At 62.8% G+C, this 17,751-nt stretch carries 13 protein-coding genes; 5 read left to right on the forward strand and 8 right to left on the reverse strand.

Features of this window, described 5'->3' with window-relative positions:
* A complete protein-coding gene (locus AC1DT7_RS22565) occupies window positions 1-978 on the forward strand; it encodes an alpha/beta hydrolase (protein ID WP_478038420.1) in 978 nt (325 codons plus the stop codon).
* Here AC1DT7_RS22565 and AC1DT7_RS22570 read toward each other — a convergent pair.
* Window positions 924-1,400 (reverse strand): lipocalin-like domain-containing protein, encoded by a 477-nt coding sequence (locus AC1DT7_RS22570; protein WP_478038421.1) that lies wholly within the window; start codon window positions 1,398-1,400, stop codon window positions 924-926. The two genes, AC1DT7_RS22565 and AC1DT7_RS22570, sit on opposite strands and share 55 nt — an antisense overlap.
* 452 nt (window positions 1,401-1,852) lie before the next feature.
* Here AC1DT7_RS22570 and AC1DT7_RS22575 point away from each other — a divergent pair, with 452 nt between their 5' ends.
* Together AC1DT7_RS22575 and AC1DT7_RS22580 are read left to right on the forward strand one after the other, a co-directional pair.
* Entirely contained in the window at window positions 1,853-2,758 is a 906-nt protein-coding gene (locus AC1DT7_RS22575; RefSeq protein WP_478038422.1) for a cupin domain-containing protein, read from the forward strand.
* Window positions 2,759-2,877: 119 nt separating this feature from the next.
* On the forward strand, window positions 2,878-4,236 hold the full coding sequence (locus AC1DT7_RS22580) for an MFS transporter (RefSeq protein ID WP_478038423.1): 1,359 nt from the start codon (window positions 2,878-2,880) through the stop codon (window positions 4,234-4,236).
* 50 nt (window positions 4,237-4,286) lie between these two features.
* Here AC1DT7_RS22580 and AC1DT7_RS22585 read toward each other — a convergent pair whose 3' ends face one another.
* Complete coding sequence (locus AC1DT7_RS22585) at window positions 4,287-5,669, reverse strand: MFS transporter (protein ID WP_478038424.1); 1,383 nt, start codon at window positions 5,667-5,669, stop codon at window positions 4,287-4,289.
* Between the two features lie 304 nt (window positions 5,670-5,973).
* On the opposite strand from AC1DT7_RS22585, the gene AC1DT7_RS22590 reads away from it, so the two are divergent.
* Window positions 5,974-9,003, forward strand: coding sequence for a TonB-dependent receptor plug domain-containing protein (locus AC1DT7_RS22590; protein WP_478038425.1), 3,030 nt, complete (start codon window positions 5,974-5,976; stop codon window positions 9,001-9,003).
* 327 nt (window positions 9,004-9,330) lie between these two features.
* On the opposite strand, the gene AC1DT7_RS22595 is transcribed toward AC1DT7_RS22590, so the two are convergent.
* From AC1DT7_RS22595 to AC1DT7_RS22620, 6 genes are all read right to left on the reverse strand, one after another.
* Window positions 9,331-10,212 carry a beta-keto acid cleavage family enzyme gene (locus AC1DT7_RS22595; RefSeq protein ID WP_478038426.1) on the reverse strand — a complete coding sequence of 294 codons (882 nt, stop codon included), beginning with the start codon at window positions 10,210-10,212 and terminating at the stop codon, window positions 9,331-9,333.
* A 56-nt stretch (window positions 10,213-10,268) separates the two neighbouring features.
* A complete protein-coding gene (locus AC1DT7_RS22600) occupies window positions 10,269-11,957 on the reverse strand; it encodes a GMC family oxidoreductase (RefSeq protein WP_478038427.1) in 1,689 nt (562 codons plus the stop codon).
* Window positions 11,958-12,000: 43 nt separating this feature from the next.
* The gene (locus AC1DT7_RS22605; protein WP_478038428.1) at window positions 12,001-13,389 is read right to left on the reverse strand and encodes an MmgE/PrpD family protein; all 1,389 of its coding nucleotides are present in this window, start codon (window positions 13,387-13,389) and stop codon (window positions 12,001-12,003) included.
* Window positions 13,389-14,210, reverse strand: a complete 822-nt coding sequence (locus AC1DT7_RS22610) for an amidohydrolase family protein (protein WP_478038429.1) — start codon at window positions 14,208-14,210, stop codon at window positions 13,389-13,391. Before AC1DT7_RS22610 ends, AC1DT7_RS22605 begins: the two co-directional genes overlap by 1 nt.
* Before the next feature lie 19 nt (window positions 14,211-14,229).
* Window positions 14,230-15,105 carry an isocitrate lyase/PEP mutase family protein gene (locus AC1DT7_RS22615; RefSeq protein WP_478038430.1) on the reverse strand — a complete coding sequence of 292 codons (876 nt, stop codon included), beginning with the start codon at window positions 15,103-15,105 and terminating at the stop codon, window positions 14,230-14,232.
* Window positions 15,106-15,506: 401 nt separating this feature from the next.
* A complete protein-coding gene (locus AC1DT7_RS22620; RefSeq protein WP_478038432.1) occupies window positions 15,507-16,430 on the reverse strand; it encodes an amidohydrolase family protein in 924 nt (307 codons plus the stop codon).
* A gap of 593 nt (window positions 16,431-17,023) precedes the next feature.
* Between AC1DT7_RS22620 and AC1DT7_RS22625 the strand changes: the two genes are divergently transcribed.
* The coding region (locus AC1DT7_RS22625; RefSeq protein ID WP_478038431.1) for an Arm DNA-binding domain-containing protein at window positions 17,024-17,751 on the forward strand (728 nt) is incomplete at its 3' end.

Raw genomic sequence — 17,751 nt, forward strand, 5'->3', positions numbered from 1 at the left:
ATGGCGCTCGATCCCGTCCTCGCGGAGATGATGAAGCAGCTTGCTGCATCCGACATACCGGCATTCGCAGACTGTTCGCCGGCGCGCGCCCGTGAGGTGCAGCTTGCGCGCCGCGCGTCGCGGGCGTCGCTGCCGAGGCTGCCCGTCGGCAGCGTGGAGGATCTGGTGCTGCCCGGCCCGCATGGCGATATCCCGGCCTGGCTGTACCGGCCGACGACAACCCCCCGCGGAATCCTGGTCTACTGCCATGGCGGCGGCTGGGTGGTCGGCGATCTCGACGGCGTCGATCCGCTCGCGCGGGTCCTGGTCGATTCGTCCGGCCTGGCTTTGCTCAGCGTCGAGTATCGCCTCGCGCCGGAGCATCCTTTTCCCGCGCCGCTCGACGACGTCTACGCGGCAGTCGAATGGGCAGCGGGGCGTTTCGCCCTGCCGTTGCTCGTCGGCGGCGACAGCGCCGGGGCGAATCTGGCGACGGCGGCGGCGATGCGAGCAAGGGATGGCGCCGGCCCCCGCATCTCCGGGCAGATTCTCTTCTACCCGGTGACCGATCATGATTTCGATACGGCGTCCTATCGTGAGAACGGCCTCCAGGGTTATGCGATCACCACCCGCGACATGCGCTGGTTCTGGGATCAGTATGCCGATGCCCGGCAGCGAGAACTTGCGCTCGCGTCGCCGCTTCGGGCCAGCTCCCTGACAGGCATGCCGCCCGCGTTTGTCGTGGTCGCCGGGTATGATCCCTTGCGTGACGAAGGGATCGCCTATGCCCGGCGGATGGCCGCGGCCGGTGTCCCCGTCAGGCTCAGGGAGTACGAGACCATGATTCATGGCTTCGCGTCGATGATCGGCGCCGTGGTTCTGGCGGAGGAAGCCGTACGCGAAGCCGGGGCGTGGGCGGCGGCAATGACCGCTGTTGCACCTGTTCAGCGCGGTAGCGGCATCCGTTCCCACACCAGCCAACGCCGGCCATCGTCCTGAAACTCGATAGGATAGAGGCTCAGCCGGTTGCCCTCCAATACGACACGGCGCACCAGATCCCTGCCGACGTCGTTCTGATAGCTGCTGATCTCGATGTGATGGACGATCCGGTCAGCACCCTGCAGCGAGAACTTGCCGGCATAGGCATCGAAAGTCAGCGCGGATTCGGCCAGTTCCTCTGGCGGTGCGGTACGGCGGTGGGCGCCCGACATCGGCTTACGGCCGGCGAGGGCGATGGTGACGGCGACGCGGCCCTCGGCAAGATAGTGCAGATAGCCGACAGGATTGTCGCCGAGATTTGGGTTAGTTTGAATCCGGCCATCCCGCTCCCACAGCGCCTCGACAAGTTTCCAGCAGCCGATCAGGTCGGACTGTGCCAGCGGCGCGGAGTGGCAGGGGCAGGCGTTCTCGACATCGGTCATCCGTCTTCCTTCTTTCCCGGCCGGACTCATCACAGCCGCCGGTCAATGGCATCGACGATCCCGCCGTGGTCGCTCCTCCCGGATGGTGGCAGACCAAATTCATGCGCCTTCGGCGATCGCGTCGGGTGCGCCCGGCGTAATGTAGCTACGCGCTGGCACAGTGTAAGTCGCAAATAGGCTTGGCGCGAAGTAAGTTGATGATTTGCTATATTTGCATATCAGCTATCGCCGACCGCGCTTATCGTAATGCTTGTCAGGTATTGCGATGATGTCGTTGCCGAAATACCATCAGCGCGAACAACTTCAACGCTGAACGATTGCTCTAGTATTCATCTATGCGCTGTTGTTTGAGCCATGCGTTGCGCGCCATGCTGCTCTCGCCAACAATGACGGGCAAGCGCGGCGCTGCCCGGCACACGGCCCGATCCGATTTCTTGAGGGTGAGGAAAACAATGTACGATTCTACCGACCCGCGATCGACGATGGTGAAACCGACAGGCGCGGCGCCCGCGGCGCCGGCTGCCGACGCCGAATATGGCCTGTTCTACCGGGATCCGCCGACGCAGGACGATGCCAATGGACGCACCTGGTTCGCCAGGGGGCAGAATTTCATTGTCGCCTATAGCGAGCTGGCCCCGGGAGCGGCCTTCGAGCGGCAGGACCATGTCGATGAATTCATGGTCATCCTCCCCGACGCGGACACGCCGATGGTGGCAACTGCTGGCGCGGAGGAAGAGCGCAGTGACGGCTACGCAATCGCGATCATGCCGCCGGGAGCAAGTCGCCTCACTTTCCCGAAGGGCGGCCGCGTCGTACGGCTATTTTCAACGCTATCCGAGGACCTGGCCGCGCTATGCTCCAATGCGGGGGCCTATGCCGTGCAGCACCCCAATATCCCGCCCTTCACGCCATGGCCTGATCCAGTTGGCGGCTTCAAGGTTCGCGTCTATTCCCTCGATGTACCGGCGATGCCGGGCCGGCTCGGTCGCATCTGGCGGTGCACCAACTTCATGATCAACATGCCCGAGATGCAGATCGGCCCGCGCGACACGAGCAAGCTCTCTCCGCATTTCCACAATGATTTCGAGCAGTGTTCGCTGGCACTGGCGGGGACATGGACGCATCATATGCGCTGGCCCTGGACGGTCGATTACAAGGACTGGCGCGAGGACGTGCACGCGGTGGTCGAATCGCCATCGATCACCGTGATCCCGCCGCCCGTGATCCATACCTCGGTCGCCAGTTCGGCCGAGAATCAGCTGGTGGATATCTTCTCGCCGCCGCGGCTCGATTTTTCGACCAAGCCCGGCTGGGTCCTCAATGCCGACGAATATCCGATGCCCGCGAGCGCGGGTTGACCCATTCGCCCTTAGTCCCGGACGGGTGAGCATTCGCCTATCGTTCCGGGATCCGTCGGAACGCTGCGCAACAAGGCCAAAAAGGCCCCCCGGGACGCCGGCAATCAGGAGAGAGAGCGATGAGCAGCGGCGCCAGCGGAGCGGGACAAGGCCTGCAGGAGGCGGTCGCCGAGCGGTTGGACAATCTGACCGACTGGCGGGTGCGCTATTGGGCGCCGTTCGTGCTGGGCCTGATGATGATGGGCGATAGCTGGGACGTCGGCATTATCGGCTATGTGATGCCGTCGCTGCGGGTGGAATGGGGGCTGACGCCCCTGCAGATCGGCTGGATCATCTCGGCCGGTTTTGCCGGTCAGCTGGTCGGCGCATTGCTGTTTGGCCCGCTGGCCGAGAAATATGGCAGGATGCGCGTGCTCAACATCGCGGTGGTGACGATGAGCCTGTTATCGGTCGCCTGCGCGATGGCGAAGGATCCGCACCTGTTTACCTGGCTGCGCTTCGCTCAGGGAGTCGGCTTCGGCGGTGCGGTGCCGGTGTGCGTATCCTATATCAACGAACTCGCTCCCACCGCGACGCGCGGGCGCTATTTCTCGCTGTTCCAGTTCCTGATGGTTTCTGGTTTCGCCCTGTGCGGGTTCGTCGGCGCGGTCGTGATCCCCGAATACGGCTGGCGCGCTATGTTTTTGATCGGCGCGTTCCCCATGATCCTGACGCCGTTCATTGTGTTCACCTTGCCGGAATCGCCGCGCTGGTTAGCCCGGCTTGGCCGGATCGAGGCGACCAACCGCGCGCTGGCCAAGATCGGGGCGCTGCCAGTGGACGCCGGGATTACGGTGCAGGTAGAGGAACGAGCGCCGCGGGTGCCGATTGGGATGCTGTTTACGCCGCAATTGCGCTGGCTGACGCTGGCAACATGCCTGTTGTGGTTCCTGACATCGCTGGTCGCCTATGGCTTTTCGACCTGGACGCCGACCATCTATGTGGACGTCTTCCACCTCTCGCTCGAGACATCCCTGCGCTACGCGGCACTGACCGGGGTGGCCTACATGCTGATACCGCTGGTGTTTGCTGCAGTCATCGATCGCTTCGGTCGGCGACCTTCCGGCATCGCGGTGAGCGCGGCGACACTTGCGGCCTTGATCATCCTGACTCTCGCGGGCGACAAATTCGCAGCTCTCTCGGTGCCGCTGATCGCGATCGGCTGGATCGCCTCGGGCGCCAGCTTTACATTGCTGTGGCCCTATTCGGCCGAGATCTTTCCGACCGAGATCCGATCGACTGCGCTCGGACTGTGCAGCGCAACGGCGCGACTGGGCTCGACCCTGACGCCGCTGGTGGTGGCAGGCGTGCTGTCGGCTACCGGTTCGATCAGTGCCGTGTTCGCGGCACTCGCAGCGCCGACCACGATCATCGTGTTGCTATGGCTGTTCGGCTCGCGCGAGATGGCGAGGCAGCGGCTCGAAGAACCCATCCAGTAAGACGACCGGCCCTGGGTCCGCACGCAATCCKCGMGGATTGCGTGCGGACCCTAGATCGTCTCAAGCCGCAGCCCCGCCGTCTCGCGCGTTCGCGTGACCCACAACAAGCCTGCGGCAAGCGCGCACAGGCCGAAGCCGGCGAAGACGATGTCGATCGATGCGCCGCGATCTAGCACGAAGCCGACGAACAGCGGTGTGACCATCGATGCGCCGCGGCCGACCGAGGCAGCATAGCCCAGTGCAAGGGCGCGCAGATCGGTGGGGTAAGTTTCGGCGGTGTAGGGCCACAGCACATAGGTGCCGAAGAAGATCGCGACCTTGCCCGTGGTCACCAGCGCCACCACCGCATATTCCTGCGTCGCGCCGCTGCCCGCTAGCAACAACAGCGTCGCCGCCGTCACGAACAGCCCGCAAAGCGCGAAGGGGCGGCGGCCATAGCGATCGATCAGGAACCCAGAACTCGCCAAGGTCAGGAAGATCAGGATGCTGGCCATCGCGGAATAAGTCATCGCCCGGTTTATCGGGATGTGGAACGCCTTGACGTAGATAGAGGGGACCCAGGTGGTCAGGCCGAAGCTGACGAACATCGTGAGGAACCACAACAGGGTGATCGTCAGCGTATGACCGCGGAAACGCGGGCTGATCAGGGCGCCGACCTTGAGGCGCGGCGGGCCATCGTCGACGACCGGGATTGGGCTATTCGCGTCCGCGTCGCTGAAGGCGTGGCGGCCGCCGAGTTTTGCCAGTGCACGATTGGCGGCATCAAGGCGGCCGATGCGCGCAAGCCAGCGCGGGGACTCGGGCAGGGTGATCCAGACCAGCGGGAGCAGCACGAGCGGAATGACTCCGAGGCCGAGCATCCAGCGCCAGCCGAGATGCGGTATCACGAGGGGACTCGCCAGCGAGGCCGCGGCAAAGCCCGAAATCGCCAGGGTCTGGAACATGCCGAAATAGCGCCCGCGCTTCTTTGTCGGAGCCAACTCGTTGATATAAGTGATCGCGACCGGCATCGCCCCGCCGATCGCCAGCCCCTGGACCAGCCGCATCACCAGCAATTGCGTGTAATCATGGGTGAGCGCGCATCCTATCGAGAGCGTACACATCGTCAGGATCGCCAGGACTAGGACCGGCATGCGGCCGTAGCGCTCGGCGAGCGCCCCAAGGGAGAAGGCGCCGAGAAACTGCCCGGCATATCCGGCAGAGATCGCTGCCCCCATTTGCAGCGGGCTCAGACCCCATTCGGTCGCGAGGCTCGGCATGGCGAAAGCGATGGCGATGCTGTCCCAGGAGTCGAACAGCATGATGACCCCGAGCAGTACCGGCGCCCAATAATTGTGGCGGAAGCTGCGGAGATCGTCCAGGACGGCGCCGACCGCGGCCTCGTTGACCGAGCGGGCGCCAATCGGCGCATCAGGCATGTCACCGCCGCTCATGCGAAATATGCCGAGGCCGGTAGTTCGCCTGACTGCGTTCGGTTCATTTCAGCTTCCTCTCGAACGAACTTCTATTGTGCATGAAGTCAAAGCACGGCGCGATGGAAACGCAAACGGCGTAAGAGACCGCCGATTGCGGAATTCGCACAAGTGAAAGGCAGAAATGCTCGCCATAGGGGCAGCCATCGGAGCTGTTTTCGGTGCAGATATTGTCGGGCGAAATCGCAAGTTTCGAAAATATCGCGGAGCCAAGAGGTGGATAACGCCCGGCGCAGCACGCAGCTCAACGACGTAAGGGAGGATGATGACCAAGCGCATTTCACAATTGGGACGCGGCGCATCGACGATTGCCTTTGCAATCGCGGCGACCAGTCTCACGCCCGCAGCCTGGGCGCAGGATGCCCAGATTCCCGTTCCGCCTGTTCAGGACGAAGCGCAGGCAGCCCCACAGACCCCCGCCGATGGGCAAGCGACCACGGAGGCGGAGCCACAGCAAGGCGGCGAAATCGTCGTCACCGGATCGCGGCTCGGGCGCACGGCCTTCAACTCGCCGACCCCGGTCAACGTGATCGGTCAGGAACGGCAGAATAACCTGGCAATCCCGTCGGTCGCCGACGCACTCAACCAGCTGCCCTCGTTCCGCGCCACCTCTACCCCGTCATCTCAGCTGTTCCGCGTGTCGGGGGCAATCGCCGGCAACACCGTCGACCTTCGCGGTCTCGGACCATCGCGCACTTTGACGCTGATCGATGGCCGTCGCTTCGTGCCGAGCACCGATGGCGGCACGGTCGATCTTAACGGCATCCCCTCGGCTCTCGTGCAGCGCACCGAGGTTGTCACCGGCGGCGCGTCGGCCGCCTATGGCGCGGACGCAGTGGCGGGCGTCGTCAACCTGATCCTCGATACCCGCTTCACCGGGCTCAAGCTCAACGTCAATGCGGGCATCAGCGAGCATGGCGACGCCAAGAATTTCTATGTCTCGATGGCCGGTGGACGCGCATTCGCCGGGGGCCGCGGTCATGTGATCGCTGGTATCGAATATCAGAGCAATTTTGGCGTTGGCGGGTGCGACACCCGAGCGTATTGCCGCAACTATACGAACTATGTGAACAACCCTGGCTATATCGGCGGGAAGAGCACCAACGGCCTGCCGGCGACGCTCGTTTTGAACGACGTGCGGTTCGTCGAGAATCCGACAGGCATCCTTGTTGGCGCCGTCCAGACGGTCGGCGGGGTCAACACAACGTTGGGCCAGCAGGTCAACAACACTGGTGCCAACCGTCTGCCCGGCGCGCTCCAGGGGCTGCAGTTCAATGCTGCGGGCAATGGCCTGGTGCCGTTCCAGTTCGGCAATTATCTGAGCGGCGTATTCATGCAGGGCGGCGACGCCAGCGTCGATAAGCTCTATGGCTTTGGCGACGCCCCACTGGTCACCGAGTCGTCGCACCTATCGATCATGACGCACGCCACCTACGACATCACCGACGATATCGAGGTGTTCGGGGAGTTCCTGTTCAGCAACGTGCGGGGCGGCCCGGTGCAGAGCTCGGTCCTCGCCGTGGCTCCTGCGAGCCTGAACATCAATAATCCCTATATCGCGCCGGCAGTGCGCGCGCAGATCCTCGCCGCCAATCCGAACATCACCTCGATCAACGTCAACGTCGCCAAACCTGAGACCGGCGGCCAGCTGATCGCGGAAAGCTCGAATGACATCTGGCGCATGGCGACAGGCATCAAAGGCACCGTCTTTTCGGGATGGAAGTGGGACGTCGCCTATACTCATGGCGAAACCCACAGCCGCACCGATGTTCGATCCGCGCGGCTGCGTGCGATCGATGGAGAGGCGATCAATGCGATCACGCCGCCGGCAGGATTTGGCGGCCCGGTCTTCACGACACCGGCGGGTGCGCCGGTCATCTGCGCATCTTCCGTCGCAAATCCGGCAAACGGCTGCATCCCGGTCAATCTCCTCGGGGTGAACAGCGTCTCGCCAGAGGCGCGCGCCAAATATTTCGTCAACGAATTCCAGACGCGGACCATCAAGCAGGATACGATCGCGGCTAATCTCAGCGGATCGCTGTTTGAGCTCTGGGCCGGTTCGTTCGACGTCGCGATCGGCGGCGAATACCGCAACGACAGCGCCATCGGGGTCACCGATCCCGTAACGCTGTCCGGTGCGGTCGCCAATGCGGTGACTACGGCGTTGCCGCCGATCCGCCGCAAGGTAGTGGAAGGGTATGTCGAGGCCAGCCTGCCGCTGCTCAAGGACTCGCCGCTCGGCAAGTCGCTCGTTATCGACGGGGCGCTACGCCAGACCCACTATAATTCCTTTGGTGACGCGACGACGTGGAAGACGGGTATCGTTTATTCGCCCATCAGCGACCTGTTAGTGCGGGTGACCAAATCGCGCGACATCCGGGCGCCCAACGCGTTCGAGTCGAACCCCAATTCGACCAACGTACTTCTGCCGCTCAACGATCCGTTCGCCGGCGGTACTCACAATCTGGTCAATATCCAGGGCGGCAATGCCAACCTCGACCTCGAGACCGCCGACACCTTCACCGCCGGCCTAGTGTTGACGCCGACCTTCATCCCACGGTTCCGCGCCTCGCTGGACTATTACAACATCAAGGTGAACGGCGCGATCGACACGCTTTCGGCTCCGACGATCCTTCAGGCTTGTTTCCAGCAGAATCTACTCTGCAACCTGATCGTGTTCGCCGGCGCACCAAAGGCTAGCCAAGCGACGACCGTCTTCTCGAACTTCCAGAATCTAAGCCAGGTTCAGGCGAAGGGACTCGAACTTGTCGCGGAATATCGGATTCCCGATGTGGTGGGCGGCGAGGTCTCCTTGCAGGTCAATGCCAACTATGTCCTGAAGCTGCAGTCTATCGGTGCGACCGGACTCGTCACGCAGATGAAGGGCGTGACCGGCAACGCCGGCTCGTTGAGCAATGTCCAGGGTGTTCCGGATTATAAGATCGATGCTGTCGTGACCTATGCGCAGCCGAACTGGTCTGTCACTGCCCATGGCCGCTATATTCCGAAGAGCATTCTGGATCCGACCAAGATCGGGCCGGACGATTCGCGCTATGACGTCAATCTGCCCAACAGCGTCAGTATCAACACCGTCAGCCCCGCTTTCTATCTCGATCTCTCCGCCTCAGTGAAGACGGGGCTGAACCTCTTCGGGCCGAGCGGCATGGAGATCTATGGCAGCGTCAGCAACGTGTTCGATAAATACCCCCCGGTGCAGCTGCGCTTCTTCGGAAACCCGCTCCACTACGACGTGGTCGGCCGGGCCTATCGCATAGGCTTCCGCACCAGCTTCTGACGGACACGCGCCGTTCGCCCGCCCTGCCTGATCCGGCAGGGCGGGCTTTTTTGTGTCCCGTGGACAGTGTGGCGTGGAACAGTGCTGGCGGCCGAGCGGCGCTTTTGTTGCCCAGGCGCGCGGCGTCGATCGTCGTGTCAGAAGGGCATTCGGGAGCGGCTGCCTCGAGTGGAAATGCCAACGCCGCCATCCGGCAGGGGCGGGCACAGGCGCCGCGCGGTGGCTATGGTAGGAGCTGGCCCACCAGGTGGGCGTGAAGCGGCAGGAGAGGCAGGCGAGGGCGCCATGACCTCGCGCGCCTAGGCTAGCCGTGCCGCGAAAGTCTGCTCAGCGCGGTGGCAGCTTCAGGATATCGCGTGCCTGGGCCGGGGTGGCGATTTCGCCGCCAAGGTCGCGGACGATGCGGGCCGCCTTAGTGATCAACTCCGAATTGCTCTGGGCGAGCACACCCTTGGAGATATAAACGGTGTCTTCCAACCCGATGCGGCTATGGCCACCGGCGACATAGACCGAGGCGACGAACGGGAACGCCATGCGTCCGATACCGAAGCCACCCCACACGCTATTCGCCGGCAGGCTGTCGCGCAAATAATGGAGCAGTTCCGGTCTGGCCGCTGCGCCATATTTTCCGCCCATCACGAACTGGAAGAGGGGCGGCTCGTCGAACAGTCCCTCGGCGATCATATCCTGCGCGAAAATCACGTCGCCGGTGTCGAAGCATTCGATCTCGGGCTTGGTGCCCGCGGCACGGATCAGAGCGGTCATCTCGCGGATGAGGCTGGGGATATTGATGATCACCGTGTTGGCGAAGTTCATGCTGCCAATATCGAGGCTGCAAACGTCGGGCTTGAGTTCAGTGATATGTTCGACGCGGCGGGCCGCGGTGAAGATCTCAGTGCCGGGGCCGGGGACCGCAGGATCGTGCGCGCTTGGCTCGTAGATCGATCCAGGCCCGGTCGTCAGGTTGATCAGCAATTCCGAATTTGCGGCGCGGATGCGCTGCACCACTTCGCGATAATATTCGAGCTTGGTGCTTGGCACGCCCGTTTCGGGATCGCGGACGTGGATGTGGCACATTGCCGCTCCCGCTTCCGCTGCCCCGAGGCATGCATTGGCGATTTCCTCGGGCGAGCAAGGTAGATTGGGGTTCTGGTCCCGCGACGTACTGCCGCCGGTGACGGAACAGGTCAAAATCCGGGTGTCAGACATAATTCTTTCCTCGTCCTTGCGCGCTTCGGACCGGTCTGCGGTCTGGCCTGCGAAGCCTAAACAGGTTGAGATGGAGAGAGAATGTGACCTCTCAGCATATCTGAAATGCGCTCGCCGATCATGGTTGTCGGAAGGTTTAGGTTAGTCGTCGGAATGTCGGGCATGATCGAGGCGTCGGCGACGAAAAGGTTCTCGGCACCGATCACCTGTCCCCGGTTGTCGACGACCGCGGCGGGGTCGCCCGGCTTGCCCATTCGGCAGGTGCCGCTTGGATGCCAGATCCCGGTCGCGGATGAGCGCAGATAGGCGGTCAGCAAACTCTCGTCGGCCAGCAGTTGGTCGACGGTGTGTCCGTCGGATGCGACGTGGCGGATGATCAGGTGGCGCACGATGCCCGATGCATCCATCGCCATTCCCGTGACGCTGGTCAGCAGCTGGTTCCAGCGGGTCAATGCGCCGATTTTTTTCACCTTCGGCGAAAACCCCGCGGCAAACACCTCAAGGATTACTGGCGCGACATGGGGCAGCCGAAGCATCGCTACCATCATCCGGAAACTGTCCACCGCGCGTGCCATGTCGCGCTCATCGGCGAGCCAGTTGAAGGTGACGTCGGGGCTGTCCGGCGCGGCGTGACTGAGGCGCACCTCGCCGTTGGAATAGGGCTTGCCGATATAAGTCGAGAGCGCGCCGAGCCGATCGCCCAGCGCGTGCCAGGCGGTCTTGCAGATCACCGACATGACCATGTCGCCGGCTGGCGCGCCGCCGATGCCGGACGAATAGATCAAATTGGCGAAATTGTGCCGCGCGACCCTCCGCCGGTGTGACGGCGCGAGATAGGCGACTGCGGAGATCGTCGGATGGTCCTGCAAATTCTGGCCGACCGCCGGAAGATCCACGATCGGCGCGATGCCGTGTTCCGCCAAATGCGCGCCTGGGCCGATACCCGACCGCATTAGGAGCCACGGAGAATGGAGGCTGCCGGCACAGAGCACGACATGGTCGGCCATGATCGCCTGGGCCTGCCCGTCGCGCCGCGCCGCGACGCCTACGGCACGGCGCCCGTCGAGCAGCACGCGATCGACCTCGGTGCCGCTGAGGATTGTCAGATTTGGCCGTGCGCGGACCGCAGCGCCGAGATAGCCGCTGACCGAGGACGAACGAAGGCGGCCGTCATTGGCGAGCGGCACCGCGGCGAAGCCGTCGCCATATGCGCCGTTCATGTCGCGCCGCCGGTCAAAGCCCGCCCGCTCCCAGTCGGCGACTACCGCAGTGGTGAAGTGATCCCAGTTTTCGGGGGCAAAACGAGTGATCCGGATCGGGCCTTCGTGGCCGTGATAGCTGTCCTCGAAATCCATGTCGGTTTCGAGCTTGCGGAAGTAAGGGAGCACCGAGTCCCAATTCCAGCCTTCGGCCCCGAGTTCTTCCCAGCGATCGAAATCGGCGGGCGATCCTCGCAACGCAACCTGGCCATTGACGCTCGATCCACCGCCCATGACCCGCGGCTGTTCGTAGCGCGTCGCCGGGGCGGCAGCGTGGCGGCGGGCGTGGAGGCGAGGCCAGAAATAGGCAGGATTGTAGAGGGCTCTTCCGGCATAGCTCGCCGCGATATCAGCGGGGGGCTTATCCCCCGGATAATCCCGGCCCGCCTCGAGGAGAATGACGCGCTTGTCCGCATCCTCCGAAAGCCGGCTGGCCAGCACGCATCCTGCGGTGCCGGCACCCACGATAATATAGGTAGCGCTCACTGTGACCGGCACCCGTTAGCGGCGTACCGCAGTGCGATGTTAGTCACGCAGCTTCGACCGGTTCAAGCCGCGCGAGCATCGCGGTGAGTTCCGTCATCGCGCCAGCACGTTCGAAATTGGCGAGCACATCGTACAGGTTTGCGGTCTTGCGGCCGTAAATGGGTTCGACAAGCGCCTCGAACTTCCGCTCGAGTTGCGGCCATTGCATCGGATTGCCCGCGCTGCCGAAGGCATGTTCGACCTCGAGCTTGATGATTGCTCCGTCCTTCAGGCGCGCTCCAAGTTGCACGGCGGTGCGCGCGACCGCGGCGTCGCCCCGCAGCGTCACCCGAGCGGCGAGGCCGACTAGCGCAGAGTCGGCCAGTCGTTCGGGAACGAAATCCGCCGGCGACACAGGATAGCCAAGCAATGCCAATGCCACGCAATAGGCGGTGCTGAAACGTCCCTCGGTCGGCGTGCGTGCATCGACCACTCCCGCGATTTCGACCGCGAGGGGATTGACGGTGAGGGTGATCGCTTCGATCGCGTCGGGGTCCGCACGCTCGCGCAGCCGCAACGCCGCGTCGATCGGGGCATGGGTCAGCTGGCACGCGGCGTAGGGCTTGAGGCTGTTGACCAGCAACTCCGAACGAACCCCGAGTCCGACGAGCGAAGGGAGGGTTGCCCGGTCCTGGAAGATCGTGCCGAACAGCCCTTTGGGAGAATCCAGCAATGTCGTCGCGCCTTCGAGGCCCGCTGCGGCGAACTGCGCGGCGACGATGCCGTCCATCGCCGCCTTGCCGGCGTGAAAGGGCTTGGCCATCGTGCCGAACGACGCGGTAAGCCCGCCGGCCTGCGTCGCAGCGATGCCGAGCGCCGATTCGGTTGCCGCGGGCTCGAGCTCGAGGAGGCAAGCTGCCGCCATCGCGCTGGCGATCCGGCCGAGCACCGCGGTCGAATGCCAGCCGGACTCGTTCAGCCGTACGCCAAGTCCCATGCTCCCGAAGGACGCACCGATTTCAAAGCCGCAGATGAATGCCTTGAGCAAGGCCTGCTCGTCGGCGCCTTGCTCGGCACCCAGCGCGAGCACTGCGGCCCAGGTCGGCCCACTGCCATGCAGCGCGGTCGGGATGTGCGTGTCGTCATAATCGAGGCAATGCGACAACGTGCCGTTGACGAGCGCGCTGGTCTGCGCGGCTGCGCTGCCGCCGGTCAGCAACGGCGCGACACCGGTGGAGGGACTGGTCCGGGCAAGATAGCGAGCCAGCACATGTGCCTCGGGCGTGCTGCGGCCGCCGAGGCAGACGCCGACCCAATCGAGAAGCGCCATCTTGGCTGCATCGAGGCTGGCGGCGGGTATCGTATGGCCTGGCTGGCCAGCGACATGGGCCGCCGCGATCGCGCTGTTGGTCAGCCCACCACGAGCTTCCCGCGGTTGTGCTGCCACCGCCATCAGACGGCCAGCGGCAGGGGAAAGCGGAAGAGGCGCAGTGCGCTATTCTGGAGAATGATGCGGCGGTCGGCTTCGTCGGGAACCCAGTCGATCAGATTCTGCCGCGTCTGCTCGAAAGTAACGGCGCTCTCATTCTGCGTGTGCGGCCAATCGCTGCCCCATAGCAGCCGCTCGGGGCCCATCGCTTCGAGCAGCATCGCCGCGGATTGCCGCGCCTTTTCGCCGGCGCTGTCGCCCGGCCAGTTGCGGTAGCCCCCGGAGAGTTTGACCCAGACCCGCCGTGAGGAACCCTTGGAAAGCAGATATTGGAATCCGGGATCATCGACCCCGGCCGCCTCGCTCGGACGCCCGAAATGATCGACCACGACATTAACGCCTGCATCGAGGAGCGGCTCGATCAGAAAGGGCAAGTCGCTGCTGTCACGGATGATCTCCACCTGCCAGTCGAGGTGACGTAGATGCGCGAGCAGCTTTGGCCATGCGGCCTTCGTAAAGATCGGAATCGGCAGACGCTGCAGGTTCAGGCGGATCCCGACGACGCCGCCAGCATCCATCGCGTCGAGCTCGCCGGGATCGATCTCGGAATCGACGACAGCGATACCGCGCAGCCGATCCGGATATTTGGTGATCGCCTGGAGCAGATAGCTATTATCAGTGCCGAGGAAGCTCGGCTGGACCAGGACGCCGCACCGGACGTGATTGGCGTCGAGTGTGGCGACATAGTCATCCGCCGTTGCGTCGTAGCTTGGCGCGTAACGGCGAACCTCGGCGAGTGGTAGGCCGGTCGCGAAGATATGGGCATGGGTATCGACGGCGAACATTGAACGTCTCCAGTCCGTCTCAGCGCGTTGCGTATTTCGCTTCGAGCGCGTCGAAGAAGGGCTTTTGGACAAGGCGCTGGCGCTCGGCGAAGGGCGCAATCACGCCGTCGCTTTCGTCCATACGTCCGCTCGACTTGAGGATCTCGAGGCCGAGGCGCATGCCCGCCACCGCGGATTGCAACGCCGTGTTGGCGTAGAGCACCATGCCGAAGCCGAGCTCGCTGAGATCGGCCTGATCCATCACCGGCGTCTTGCCCCCGACGACGATGTTGAGAACCTGGGGTACCGAAAGCCGTCCGGGGATTGCTCGCAAGTCGTCCTCGGCTTCGACTGCCTCGATGAAGGTTAGGTCAGCACCTGCTTCGATGAACAGCTGGGCACGTTCGACGGCGGCTTCGAACCCGTCGCGAACCAGCACGTCCGTGCGTGCGAGGATCAGGAAATCCTCGCTTCGGCGCGCATCAGTGGCGGCGCGGATCTTGGCGCACATCTCCTCGACGGGGACGATTTCCTTGCCGGCAAAATGCCCACAGCGTTTCGGCATCGCCTGGTCTTCGAGCTGGATCGCGTTGGCACCTGCGCGCTCGAGCGTGCGGACCGTGTGATAGGTGTTGACGGCATTGCCGAAGCCGGTGTCGCCATCGACGATCAGCGGAAGATCGACCGCGCCGCTGATCGCGGACGTATGCTGGGCGATGTCGGAGAGGCCCGCAAAACCCATGTCGGGAACGCCGTAGAAGGTGTTGTTGACCCCCGCGCCGGTCAGATAGACTACCTCGAAACCGAGATCCTCGACGATCCGCGCGGCAAGGGCGTTTGCCACGCCCGGTACGAGTACGGCGCGCCGTTCATTGATGATGCCGCGCAGTCGCGCGCCGAGGAGATCATTGGACATGTTGTGAACCTAACTGGCGCGAAGCCAAGTGTTGACAATAAGTGTGGTGCTATAAAGGGTACTTGGCGCGAGCAATGGTAAATCGACGTGCCCAATGCCGGATTTGCTCTGAGAGCATTCGTGCATTTCCGTTATCCGGTAAGTCGCGCCCTCGGTTTGCAAATAGGCGTAATCGCCACATTGTAGACAACGTCTGGCGAGGCTGGTGGCGAACCGGAAAGCGGAAAGCGGAAAGCGGAAAGCGGAAAGCGGAAAGCGGAAGGCTTGAAGCGAGAGACATCAGGACATTCGGCGCAGCGAGGCTTTTCCGGAAAGCCGTGCGGGCGACCCGGCCAGGGCCGCCCGAGTTGAGGCGTAATGGCGTCTTGCCGATTGTGGCGGCCTACTGCCGCTCGGGCGGCTTAGTCGCTCGTGCCATCCCAGCCCGCGAAGATGCGGCGGCCGGTGTCGTGGAGAACCTTGCGGCGCTCCTCTTCGCTCAGCAGCGAGGTTGATGCGATTCCGCGCTCCACCATCTCTTTATAGGTGCCCGAGGAGGTGCCGATGTCCGAGCCCCACATCACCTTATCGGCGCCGAAGAAATCGACAGCGCGGCGCAGCACGGCCTCTGGTGCGAAGCCGAGTTCGCGGATCACGTCCATGCTCAGCGAGGTGAATTTCACCGAGATATTGTCCCTCGCCGCAAGGCCTTCGAACTTTGCATCGATGCCGTAATCGGGATCTGTGAATATCGGCATGAAGATGTGGTCGAGCACAATCGGCAGCTTCGCGAAACGATCTGCGATCGCCTCGATCACGGGGATCAGCACGTCGCCGCCCATCGCCGGCGCCTCGACATCGACGACAAGCCCCAATCTGTCCGCAAGAGCCCAGACTTTGAGTGATTCAGGCGAACTCAGCCATGTGCTCTTGTCCTTGATCCCCACGCCGAAGAAACGGATTCCCACAATGCCGCGTCCCGCCAGATCGCTCACCATCTGCGGCGTCTCGGGTGCTTGCGGATCGACGATAATGACCGCACCCATGCGATCTGGAAACAGATTTGCCGCGTCCACGATATAGCTGTTGTCGGTACGGTAGATCATGCCCTTTTGCACCGCCGCGATGCCGACGACATTCTCCTCCGCCATCCAGCCGTACATCTGTTCGGCGGTTGGCTTCTCATTGACCGGATTGGGACCATGCATACCGCCAGCGTGTCCCACCGTACCCGGTCCGAACGGCGAATAGCTTTCCGAGGTGTTCTCGGACGGATCTAGGGTGATCGGGTTGCGAGGATAGCGGACGGGATCGTCGGATATCAGGTGTGCGTGTGAATCGTACACGCGGTAACGATGCTTGGGCGTCGATACGCCGTGCTGGGAGGCTTCAGACAACGGTATTTCTCCATCGTTTCATTTTTTGGATGGAGTAGACTGTGGCGGGTCGCACTAGGCTCCACAACCGGTGAATGGATCGCATCCATCCGACTGAAGCATACTTGAATTGACTTGATAAACGCCAAAATCTTTCGTGCGAAGTGGCGTCCGATGGACCATTCACGCGGATACAGGCATATTGCCGCGACGCGATTACCGCGGGTGGTCTTAAGGAAATTGTACGGCGCGCTTTTTGTATAGAATCTCGCGCTTGCGGCGGACCGGGCGAGCGCTTTCGTTCAACACCTGGGAGACGATAGGCGCAAAGACAGTACACCACGTTCCCGCGACTCGGTCGAACACGCTGCCGTGGCAGGCGTGACGTAACGCCCGTCGCATTTCATCCGCTACTAAGCCATTAATCTGGTCCGGCAGCTTGCGCGCGCGCGAAAGCTGCCGGACCGCTCACGGCCCAAATCACGACACAGGCGCATCCGGGAAATTCGACCGCAACCTTTGCTCGCGGATGAGGCCGCCCCTCAATCATAGAGGGATTATCAATGCGACGTGGCAAGCCGGGTACAGGTGTTGAAGTGCTGAAATCGAGCATCCGGGTTCGATTCACACATGAAGGGGTGAGGCGTTCCGTCACGTTGAAGATGGCCCCCACACAAACGAATATCAGGTCGGCTGAGCGGTTGATGGTGCGGGTGCGTCGCGACATAGATCTGGGAATCTTCGACTATCGACATCATTTCCCCAAATCATGTGAGGCAATAACCGGGACATTCTCCGAATTCGCGAAAACATATCTCGGCGGCTTGGTGGTCACCAAGTCGACGATGGCCAGCTACCGCCAGGCGATCGAAAATATCTGGCTGCCGACATTCGGAGAAAGGCATCTCGCCGACATCAAGGCCTCCGAGATACGCTCGTGGGTTCGGGCACGAAGCGAGAACGTATCTCCGAGGACGCTCAACAACCATCTCATTCCCCTTCGCGGGCTATTTCGGCTGGCAATTGAGGACGGGCTGCTAGACCGGTCGCCTTTGGCTTCCATCGGCAATTTGAAGGTTCAACACTCGCTGCCGGACCCTTTCACGAGCGCCGAGATGGAGGCCATCCTCTCCCATCTTCGTTCGCGGGCGCCGGAGCAGGCGTGGAATTGGTATGAATTCGCGTTCGGAACAGGCGTGCGGCCCAGCGAACAGATCGCGGCGCGCTGGAGCGATATAGATTGGCAAACTCCAGCGATACGCATTCAACGTGCGAAGGTGAGGGGAGAGAT

The organism is Sphingomonas sp. P3_C6 (genome assembly GCF_056402595.1).